Genomic DNA, 10001 nt, shown 5'->3' with positions numbered 1-10001 from the left:
GCTCTCGGAGGTGGGTCAGCGCGCGGAGGGGTCGTACCACTCGATGCGATAGGTACAGGACTCCGCGTCGTGACGGGTGCGGGAAATGGTGAGGCCCCGCACACCGATGCGATGCAGCCCTTCTTCCAGGACGCCCTCGACGAAGCCCTCGGTGACGTCCGGCTCGTTGAACCACAGCTCCGCGGTGGTGGGGTTCACCACGTTGACGCGCGTCTGCGTGAAGTTGTTGCCGCTGCGGAAGTTGTGCGTCATGCGGCCCAGCGAGCGCATGGGACCCAGCACGCGCGCCAGCGTGAGCACCGCCGAGCCCATGACCGTCTGCGCATAGCCTTCAATCATCCGCCGGGCGAGCCGCCGCCGGGCCTCTTCCAGGGGTTTCTCCGGATAGAGGGAGCGGCCGACCTCGTCCAGGCACCTCACCCACACGGAGTGGGGATAGGCGGCCTGGAGGGGGGCGTCCAGGTCCATGCCCAGCTCGCGCAGCTGGGTGCGCAGCTCGTAGGACAAATCCTTGTCGAGCGTCTTCAGGTAGAGGCTGTCCACCGTGTTGCCGAAGATGACGCGCTCCTGGCTCATGCGCTCGTGCCCCCGAGTGTCGCCGGCCTACCCGGGCCGGCGGACGCGCATTCTCCCCGGAGGTGACCTCCGGAGGCCAGTCCTGTCGACGACTACTCGCGGACCTCGTGCACGGGCAGCACGGGCGGTAGCACGCTGTTGCAGCCGCGGCCCAGGTTGCCGAGGACGATGGAGTAGTCCGTGAAGTCGACGACGCGGTCCCCGTTGAAGTCCGCCGCCGGGCTGGCCGGGGGAACCCTCAGCCCGTAGTTGGCGAGCATGAAGCGGTAGTCCACGGAGTCGACGCAGCCGTTCCCATCCGTGTCGCCGGGGATGGGGAGCGGGCGCACGTCGTCGATAGGCGTGTAGCGGCCTCCCGACGCCTTGGCGACCTCCTGGACGAAGGTGAGGAAGAAGGGCTCGGGCGCCAGCGTGATGTGGTTGAAGAAGACATCCGCGTCGAAAACGAGCTGGAAGGGATTGGGGCTGTCGCGCAGCGGGTCGCCCGTCTTGAGCATGTTGCGGACCTTCCACTCCCACGAGCCTTCCTCCAGGTCGGGATAGCGCGTGGCGCTCGGAGGGCCGTAGCAGAGCGTGGCCTCCGGCGTGCTGTTCTCCTCGCCGTCGGAGATGAGGCGGACGACCTTGCGGGCGTCGATGCCGGGGCCGAACTGGAGCAGTTCGTCGGCGGCGTCGCAGACAGCGAGCGCCAGGGGCGTCGCGCCCGCGCCCACGCTCAGCCGGCTCAGGCTCGCCACCGTCGTCGGGCCGTCCTCGAAGCCCTGCTCCCGGCGGTAGCCGCCGCCCTCGAACGTCCAGATGGCGAACAGGCGCGGCAGGGCGTTGGGCGTCTGGACGAAGTCGCGCCCGCGCACGAGCGCATCCGCGAAGCGCGTCTGTCCCGAGGCCCGCGTCGTCCTCATGGTGCCGCTGCGATCAATCAAGATGATGACGTGCTCCTCGGTGAAGGCGTGCGCCGCGGTGCCGGACAGCAAGGCGAGTGAGAGTGCCGCGCCCGCGAGTGCACGCGGGGCCCACCGATTCAGGATACGGGCGAACATGGGTGTCTCCTTGTCGAGTTGCATCAGAACAGCTCCACCTTCACGGGGATGATGCTGTCGTTGCGCGTGCCATCACCGAGCTGGCCTTCCGCGTTGGCCCCCCAGGCCCACGTCGTGCCGTCCGAGCGCAAGGCCATGGAGTGGTGGTCTCCGGCGATGACGGCCACGACGCCCGTCATCCCCGCCACCATCACCGGGACATGGCGGTTCTCCAGGAAGCCGTCCCCAATCTGGCCGTCGAAGTTGAAGCCCCACGCGCGCACCGTGCCGTCCGAGCGCAGCGCCAGCGAGTGATAGTCCCCCGCGGTGATGGAGACGATGCCGCTCAGGTTCGCCACGGACACCGGCGCGTTCTGGCTCAGCGTGGAGTTGTTGCCCAGCTGTCCCGAGCCGTTGTAGCCCCAGGACCACACCGAGCCGTCCGAGCGCAGCGCCATGGAGTGGTAGCCCCCGGCGGTGATGGCCGTCATCGCCGACAGCCCCACCACCTGCACCGGCACGATGTGCCAGGCGTTGTTCCCGCTGCCAATCTGGCCATCGAAGTTGTAGCCCCACGCCCACACCGTGCCGTCGGAGCGCAGCGCCAGCGAGTGGCTGTGGCCGGCCGCGATGGCCGTCACGCCCGCAAGGCCCGTCACCTGCACGGGGTGGTTGCGGTCCACCGTCGTCCCGTCTCCCAATTGTCCGTAGCGGTTGAAGCCCCATCCCCACACCGTGCCGTCGTGGTGCAGCGCGAGCGAGTGGTACGCCCCCGCGGAGATGGCGGAGATGCCAGACAGGCCCGACACCGGCACGGGCTGGGAGCGGTTGGTGTTGGAGCCATCGCCCACCTCGCCCCGCGTGTTGACGCCCCAGGACCACACGGTGGTGTCGCCCTTGAGGACCACGGTGTGGCGGTGTCCGGCGGCCACGGCCACGCTGGCCGTCAGCCCCATGCGCGCGGGCAACAGCCGGTCCGCGCCCAGGCCGTTGCCCAACTGGCCCTCCTCGTTGTCGCCCCAGCTCCAGAGGTTGCCCGCCGCGTCCAGGTAGACGGAGTGCAACTGTCCCGACGTCACCCCGGGGTTGCCCAGCGTGGTGTTGCCCACGCGCACCGGAGACATGCGGGGCAGGAAGGTGCCGTCACCCAGCTGGCCGAAGGCGTTGTCACCCCAGGACCACACGGTGCCATCCGCGCGCAGCGTCAGCGAGTGCTTGAAGCCCGCCACCAGCGTGACGCCGCCACTGAGGCCCGCTTGAATCGGCAGCGTGCTGCTCGTCAGCGTGCCGTTGCCCAACTGGCGATAGCGGTTGTCACCCCAGGCCCACACCGCGCCGTCCACGCGGACCGCCAGCGAGTGGTAGTTGCCGGCGACCGCCGCCAGCACGTCCGTCAGCACCACCTGCACGGGGTAGGGGCGGTTGATTTTCGTCCCGTCGCCGAGCTGGCCCGTCGAGTTGAGTCCCCACGTCCACGCCGTGCCATTCGAACGCAGCGCCACGCAGTGGGACGCTCCCGCGGAGATGGTCACCACGCCGGCGAGCGACTGCACCTGCGCGGGCGTGCCCCGCGTCGTCACCGTGCCATCGCCCAACTGGCCACTGCGGTTGTCGCCCCATGCCCACACGGTGCCGTCCGAGCGCAGCGCCAGCGACGTGTTGCCACCGGCCGCCACCGCGATGACGCCGCTCAGGCCCGCCACCTGCACGGGCAGCGTGCTGCTGGTCGCCGCGAGCGCGCCGAGCTGCTTGTAGCGGTTGTCGCCCCAGGCCCACACGGTGCCGTCCGAGCGCAGCGCCACCGAGTGCGAGAAGCCCGAGCCCACCGAGAGCACGCCGAACAGGCCCTGGGCGCGCACGGGCTCGTTGCTGGCGAGGACGGTGCCGTTGCCCAGCTGCCCCGAATAGTTGTCACCCCAGGACCACACGGTGCCATCCGAGCGCAGCGCCGCCGAGTGGTAGTCCCCCGAGGCCACCGCCACCGCGTCCTCCAGGTTCTTCACCTTCACCGGCGTGGGGCTGTCGGTGAACAGGCCATTGCCCAGCTGCCCCTGCCGGTTGTAGCCCCAGGCCCACACCGAGCCGTCCGAGTGGACGCCCACCGAGTGGTACTGGCCCAGCGACAGCCGGGTGGCGGAGGCGCGGCCCGCGAGCGCCTGTCGCAGGGCCTGCTCGTGGGTGGAGGGGTCCTCGCCGCCGCAGCCCGTCCAAAGCCAGAGGCCGACGAAGAGCGCCCACGTCCAGCCAATCCTCGACGACAGGTGCGACTCGTTCAGGCTCATGGCCATCCCTTCGGTGTGCGCCGTCAGCGACGGCACCAGGTCTTGCCTTCGGTATCCTTGCAGCCGTCCACCACCCACCGGGCGATGAGCCGTCGCAGCTCCACGGGCAGCTCCATGCCGGCCATGGGCATGCCGGGCTTCGCGGCGACCAGGCCGTGCTCGGCCTCCAGCGCGCGCGTCTCCAGCCTGCGCCAGTACTCCTCGCCCGACTTCTTCTTGAGGTACGTCTTCAGGCCCTCCGCGTCCGCCGTGAAGGCGCTGGCCGCGCGAGGGCTCGTCGCGTGGCAATGCACGCAGGTGGCGTCCCGGAAGAAGGGGCCCCAGAGATAGGCGAGCATCGTGGGAGGCACCGCCCCGGGCATGGCGGCGTCCTTCATCGCCAGCCGCGTCACGCGCGCGTCCAGCTCGCGCTCCTTCTCCACCCGCATCTCGTCGAACAGGCGGTTCAGGAGCCGGGCCTCGTCCAGCGAGAGCGGCACCTCCGGCATCTGTCGGTCCGCGCGCGCGTAGGGCGGCTGCTCGCGGCAGTACTCATAGGTCCACTCGGGCGTGTAGAGCCCCAGCGACACCCCGTCCCGTCCTGAGAGGGGCTTGTCTCCGGCGTGACAGCTGGCGCAGCGCGCCTTCCAGAGGGTGTCCGCGTCCTTGCGCTCGGAGGCCGTCAGCTTCGCGGCGGGAGGCTCCCTCGCCGGCAGCCGCACCGACAGGAGCGCGGCGACGTCCTTCACGTCACCCGACTGGAGGGTGGGGTAGGCCATCATCCGGGGCGCGCGGCTGCCCTCCTTCTGGGAGAGGGTGCTGGGGCGCTTGAGGAAGGCGGCGAGCCCTCGCGAGGAGATGCGGGGCACCTTCTGTCCCGGATGCTCGAGGAGCTCCGGGGCATTCATGTAGGCCAGCGGCGTCTTGGCCAGGTGCGCCAGCTTGTCCTCGCGCACGGGGATGGCGAAGTAGCGCGGGTCCGGCTCGCGCTTCTGGCGCTTCACGGCGACGTCGTTGATTTCGGCGTGGCAGCCAAAGCACTGGCTGTCCGTCCACCGGCCCAGGCCGTTGGCGAAGCGCGTCTGGGGCTCGGTGCGCTTGGACGTGTGGCAGCCGGTGCACTCCTGGGCCACGACGCCCTTGGCGGAGGCCAGGCTTCCCAGCACGAGGACGAGGAGGGCGAGCCGTCTCACGGCGCGCTCCCGGTGGGCTGGGTGAGCTTCACGCGCGAGGGGTCCTCCTCTGGCTCGGCGAGGCCTCGAAGCACGTCGCGGAAGTCCTCGGACGTCGCGTCCCCTGGTTTCGCCTGACAGCTCCGGTAGGCGCTCACCAGGGCATACCCGGACACCGACCACCGCGCTTCGGTGGAGCCGGCGGGCGGGGGCACCCGGGTGACGATGCACTGCTGGACCTGCTGCCTGCGCTGCTCCGGCGTCTGGCCGGGCTCGTCGGGGTCATCTCCCGAGCACGCGCACGCCGTCCATCCCATGAGTCCCGCCAGGACCCAGACCCATCGTGTCATCTCGAAAGCTCCCGAGCCGGGAGCGTCATGGCCGTCGCCATGGCCGCCCCCGGCTGCTGATGTGAGGGTTTGTCTTCGCGCGGGGCGCCTTGCCGACTAGCCGAAGTTGATGACCAGCGGCGTGGGCGTGCAGATGGCGGCGGAGTTGCTCGCCGCGGCCGGGGACATCGTCGCGGTCTGCGCCGTCAGGTTGAGCGTGAAGGACTTGATGTACGTCTCCCAGCCGACCTGCGGGTCGGACGTGACGAACAGGGAGGGGCTGAGCTGGGCGAGCTTGGCGGACTCGAAGAGCACGTTCCAGCTATTGCCGCCCACGCCCAGGTTGGGCGTCGTCTGGAGCACGCCGTCCGTCACCAGGCGCTGGTTGATGGCGGGGACGTTCAGCAGGGGGCTGTTCGTCGCGCACAGCGGCACCGAGGCGCGCAGGGTGATGACCGGGTTGGCGGCGATATGGGCGCGCACCATCGCCTCGTCGGCGGGGAAGAAGTGGACGCTGAGTCCGCAGACGAGCGGATAGTTGCCGCCGACCACCGCCGGCCGGTAGTTGGTCGGCATGCCCTTGAGCAGGTCCGCGATTCCCGCCGAGGGCTGGCACGAGCCGGCCGAGGGCAGCGGGAGCAGCCGCGCGTCGGTGATGCCATGGCGGGTGATGAAGCCGTTGTACAGGTCCTGCGTGTGGGCGGTGGGGTGGAGGTTGACGAAGAGCCGCCTCATGCCAGCCACGGTGGCGACGGAGTCGGTCGGAATCTGCACGTACTGTGTATAGAAGACAGGGCCGCGATCCATCCCCATGTAGGGAACGAATACCATCTCAGACTCGCGGATGGTGCGCGCATAGTCGAGTGGCGGCGTGTCTGTCTGGGCCTGGGCGGACGTGACGGAAAGACACAACACGGCTGCGAGAGAAAGCTGAAGCAAGCGCATGGAGAAAGGGCCTGGTTGAAGGAAGGAAAGGAGGGGCGGAAGCCACCCCGAAGATGGCCTCCGCCCCGAAGTCATGGCGGTGCGGAATTACTGACCGATCAGCGCCCTGCAGCCCGCGTCTTCCATGTTCCAGCGGACGCGGCCCAGCTCGAAGCCGTCCAGGAGGCAGGTGACGTTCATGTTGGTCTTGACGGTGAAGTCCGTGGGACCCGGGTTGTACTGGATGTAGGTGACCTCGTTGCGCTCCAGGATGAGCTTCTCGTAGTTGGCGCGCATGGTGAAGATGGAGTTGGTCTGGTTGGAGACCTGGCCGTTGACCGGCGTCGTGTAGCGGCGGACCTCGTTGAACAGCTCGTCCTGGAGGCGGGCCTGGACGGCGTTCACGACGTTGATGAAGTTGGAGTCATTGGGCGCGGTGGGGCCCCAGACGCCGTTGTTGAGGTACTCGATGCGGATGCCGCACGCGTTCTCGGACGAACACGTGACCAGGCGCTCGAAGAAGGCGCGAACTTCGATGTCCACGCAGGAGCTCAGGTGGAACGCCGCGAAGGCGCTGGCCTGCTCGAACAGCGAGCGCCAGTTCACCGTGAAGCGCGCCTGACGGGTCACGTTGTGGGTCTTGATGTCCCAGTCAATCTGGGCCGTCATGATGTTGTCCCACTGGGCGCCCGTGGCCATCAGGGCGCGCAGCTGGTTGGTCCAACCCGGCAGGGTGGTGGCCTGGAAGGAGATGTCCTGCGCGACGACGCTGCCGCCGAGCGCGGGCAGGGTGTTGAACTTGTACATCACGTTGGTGTTGATGTCGTACGGCTGGGTCGGGTCCAGGTGGGTGAAGCAGTTGGGCACCGGGACGTCGCGGCCGTTGACGACGATGATCTCCATCTCGCAGTCGATCTCCACGCGGCCGTTGACCGGCGCGTACCCGGAGAGGACGAACTGGGTGGTGGAGCGGTTGGCCGGAGCCGGGGCGATCTGGAAGCCCTTCGCCGCGGCCTCCGTCGACAGGCGGTTGAGTGCGCCCAGGTCGCTGGTGGTCGAGAACGAGCCGCCCAGGTTCGCCAGCTCCATGCCCGCGAAGAAGCCGAACACGGGGATGAAGGAGGTGATCTGGAAGCGGGGGACGGGGTTGGTCGTCGTGGGCGACTGGACGGCGATGCCGCCGCGGCGCGGGACGTAATAGACGAGGTTGAGGTTGTCCGTGTCGCCCAGGAGCGTGAACGCGTCCTGCACAATCGGAGAGAAGTGCTGCGACATGGGCCTGGCGGCGGGGGACATCGGCGCGGCGAGGGCTTGCGTCGCAGAAAGCGACAGCGCGGCTACGGCGGTAGCGGAGAGGAACTTCTTCATGAGAGACATTCCTTTGTGTGGCGTGAGGACTGGAGGGCGCACCCTTCCCGTGCCTGCGAGCCGAGGGCTCGCAAACCGCGTGTTGGCGTCTTCGGTTCCCCGCCATGCGAGCGTGGGTACCGAGGCCGTTCCGAGTGCTGTGTTTGGACTCCCCCCCATTTGTCCAAGGGCGATGATTGGACTTGGACGGTGGCATCCTACCGATTGCGGGCCAGACTGCCAGTGCGGGTTAGGCTAAATCGACTTTGTCTTGAAAGGTTATTTTGTCGGTGAAATCTGGTTTGCTTTTGTTTGTGGTTTCCCGAGGGGTCCGACGGATTCACCGCCCCTTCCATGGCGGATGCGTGTCAATGACGGGGCCTCACGGCAGGAGCACGAAAGGGTGTGTGGCTTCACTGGGAGGCGATCTGCGTGAAAACCGCACGTCCGCCCGCGTCGTGGCTTGAGCACGTGAGGCCAAGGCCGGTGGGGGCCGGGCGCGGAGATCGGAACCGTGAGGGCACGGTGCCTGTGCGCCAACGGCGGCCCGAGGTGTCCCGGTGGTGCACCGTGCCTTGTCGCCGGCCAGGCGAGCGCGTCGCACCGGGTAGGGCCGCTGGGAGCGGAAGTCTTCTGTCCCGCTGCTCGCGCCGAGCTGGAGTGCGCGGGTGACACTCGCTCCGCGTGCGTCATGCCGCGACTCGCGTGAGGAAGGTGGGTGTGAGTGAGCGCGTGAGTCGTTCACCACCCGTACGAGTGCGTGAGACATGGATGATGAAGGGGCACGACATCGTCACCGCGCGGAGGAAGTGTCCGCTACACTGCACGGCCAATGTTGTGGGTCACCTCACCGGTGGGCTTGCGCGGGACACGTGCCATGGACGGCTCTGGTTCCATCCCTTCCTTCGCCGTGCGCCGTGGCGAGGACGCGCTGTCTCGCGTGCGGGACTCGATGGCGCACAAGTTTCCCCACTTCCTTCCCGTGGCGCGTCGGTCGCTGTCCGCGCTGGTGGGCTTCTGTGATGGCTGGCAGCGGACGTTTCCGGCGCGCCAGGCCTCGGGCGTGGTGCCGGAGCTGACGAGCTGGGAGCGCTTCCTCTCCACGGAGCCTCGCACGCGGCGCATCATGTTGACGGTGCAGCCCCTGGGGGTGGACACCTCGACGGGCACCTGGGCCCCGGTGCTGCTCGCCCAGGTGGCGCGCTGGCATCGGGACACGCGAGGGCGCCGCTACAACCAGCCCACGGATGTGTGGCTCGCGGGGCTGGGGCGTGAGGGGCTGGACGCCCGGCAGCGTGTCTCCGACGACAGCGTGCTCACGGTGGCCGTCACCAGCGAGGGCGGAGGCTTTCGGATGGCCCGGCTGCCGTTGGATGACGCGCAGCTGACTCCGGAGGCGGTGGCCGGGCGGCTTGCGGACTGCGCGCCGTGTACGCTCGCCGAGGCGCGTCGGGCCGGGTGGCATCCCCAGGTGGTGGTGGACGTCGCGGGCCGGGGGCGCAGCGCGTGGACCTCGCATCTGCTGACGACGAGCACCTGGATGGGCGCCCGGGTGGAGCCTGGAACCGGCTCGCTGGAGCTGGCGTTCGATCATCTGGTGATGGATGGCAGCGCGATGATGGAGGTGTCGCGGGCCATCGCCTCGGCGCTGCCCCGGAAGGGACGCGCGGCCGCTGATGAATGGCTCACGGGGGCCGAGGACCCCTCGCCGCTCTTGCGCGTGGAGCTCCCGGAGCGGCTGGACTTCCGCAACCTCGCCTGTGCCTCGCTGGTGGCGCTGGGGCGCTCCAGCGGGGGACTGCTGCGCTCCGACAACCCCACCATGCTGGTGCCGGTGTTGCCGGATGCGCCGTCGTCCGTGGCGCGGCCCTGGCGGCGCATCCGCATCGCGGTGATTCCCACCAGGACGAGCCAGGGGCCGGTGACGCCCGAGCAGGTGTCCTTGCTGCTGGAGCGCACGCGCGGGGAGGGCGGGGTGTTGGAGGATATCTTCTCCACCTTGTATTCGCCGGCGCTGCCCTGGTGGATGCCGTCGCTGACCACGCATGGCTTCGCCTTCACGCCGGGACTGCGACAGGTGGCCACCGCGCTGTGTGGCAACGCCCTCTTGTCGAAAATCACCATCGAGGTGGAGGACGAGGCCGCCCTGGAGCGGCACCTCCCCATCTACTTCAACACCATGCGGCCGCTGCCCGCCGTGGGGGGCGGTGTGGCCCTCTGCGTGACGGAAGTGTTGTGCGCGACGCGCAAGGGCGTGCGCAAGCGCTTCTTCGGCGCTATCGCTGGCAGCGGCCCCTTCACCGCCCGAGAGCGGCTCACTGCTTTTCGGACGGAGCTCGAGCGCGAGGTGCTGCTTCGTGCCCGTCCCCCAAT

General features: G+C 68.9%; 8 protein-coding genes. 1 reads left to right on the top strand and 7 read right to left on the bottom strand.

Annotation, left to right across the window (positions count from 1 at the left end):
- Positions 1 to 15 precede the first annotated feature (15 nt).
- From HR086_RS40240 to HR086_RS40210, 7 genes are all read right to left on the bottom strand, one after another.
- On the bottom strand, positions 16 to 576 hold the full coding sequence (locus HR086_RS40240) for a DUF2378 family protein (RefSeq protein ID WP_141648788.1): 561 nt from the start codon (positions 574 to 576) through the stop codon (positions 16 to 18).
- A gap of 92 nt (positions 577 to 668) precedes the next feature.
- Positions 669 to 1616 carry a VWA domain-containing protein gene (locus tag HR086_RS40235; protein ID WP_174468259.1) on the bottom strand — a complete coding sequence of 316 codons (948 nt, stop codon included), beginning with the start codon at positions 1614 to 1616 and terminating at the stop codon, positions 669 to 671.
- 23 nt (positions 1617 to 1639) lie between these two features.
- Positions 1640 to 3877 (bottom strand): RCC1 repeat-containing protein, encoded by a 2238-nt coding sequence (locus tag HR086_RS40230; protein WP_174468258.1) that lies wholly within the window; start codon positions 3875 to 3877, stop codon positions 1640 to 1642.
- Between the two features lie 23 nt (positions 3878 to 3900).
- On the bottom strand, positions 3901 to 5049 hold the full coding sequence (locus HR086_RS40225; protein ID WP_174468257.1) for a hypothetical protein: 1149 nt from the start codon (positions 5047 to 5049) through the stop codon (positions 3901 to 3903).
- The gene (locus HR086_RS40220) at positions 5046 to 5378 is read right to left on the bottom strand and encodes a hypothetical protein (RefSeq protein ID WP_141648792.1); all 333 of its coding nucleotides are present in this window, start codon (positions 5376 to 5378) and stop codon (positions 5046 to 5048) included. Before HR086_RS40220 ends, HR086_RS40225 begins: the two co-directional genes overlap by 4 nt.
- Before the next feature lie 96 nt (positions 5379 to 5474).
- A complete protein-coding gene (locus HR086_RS40215) occupies positions 5475 to 6188 on the bottom strand; it encodes a hypothetical protein (protein WP_254626655.1) in 714 nt (237 codons plus the stop codon).
- A gap of 201 nt (positions 6189 to 6389) precedes the next feature.
- Entirely contained in the window at positions 6390 to 7649 is a 1260-nt protein-coding gene (locus tag HR086_RS40210; RefSeq protein ID WP_141648794.1) for a hypothetical protein, read from the bottom strand.
- An 856-nt stretch (positions 7650 to 8505) separates the two neighbouring features.
- On the opposite strand from HR086_RS40210, the gene HR086_RS40205 reads away from it, so the two are divergent.
- Positions 8506 to 10001, top strand: a 1496-nt coding sequence (locus HR086_RS40205; protein WP_254626654.1) for a hypothetical protein, incomplete at its 3' end; no start/stop codon positions are given.

The organism is Myxococcus sp. CA039A, assembly GCF_013336645.1.
Taxonomy (GTDB): domain Bacteria; phylum Myxococcota; class Myxococcia; order Myxococcales; family Myxococcaceae; genus Myxococcus; species Myxococcus llanfairpwllgwyngyllgogerychwyrndrobwllllantysiliogogogochensis.
Note: the sequence above shows the minus strand (reverse complement) of the source record. Positions and strands in the feature narration are given on the sequence as shown.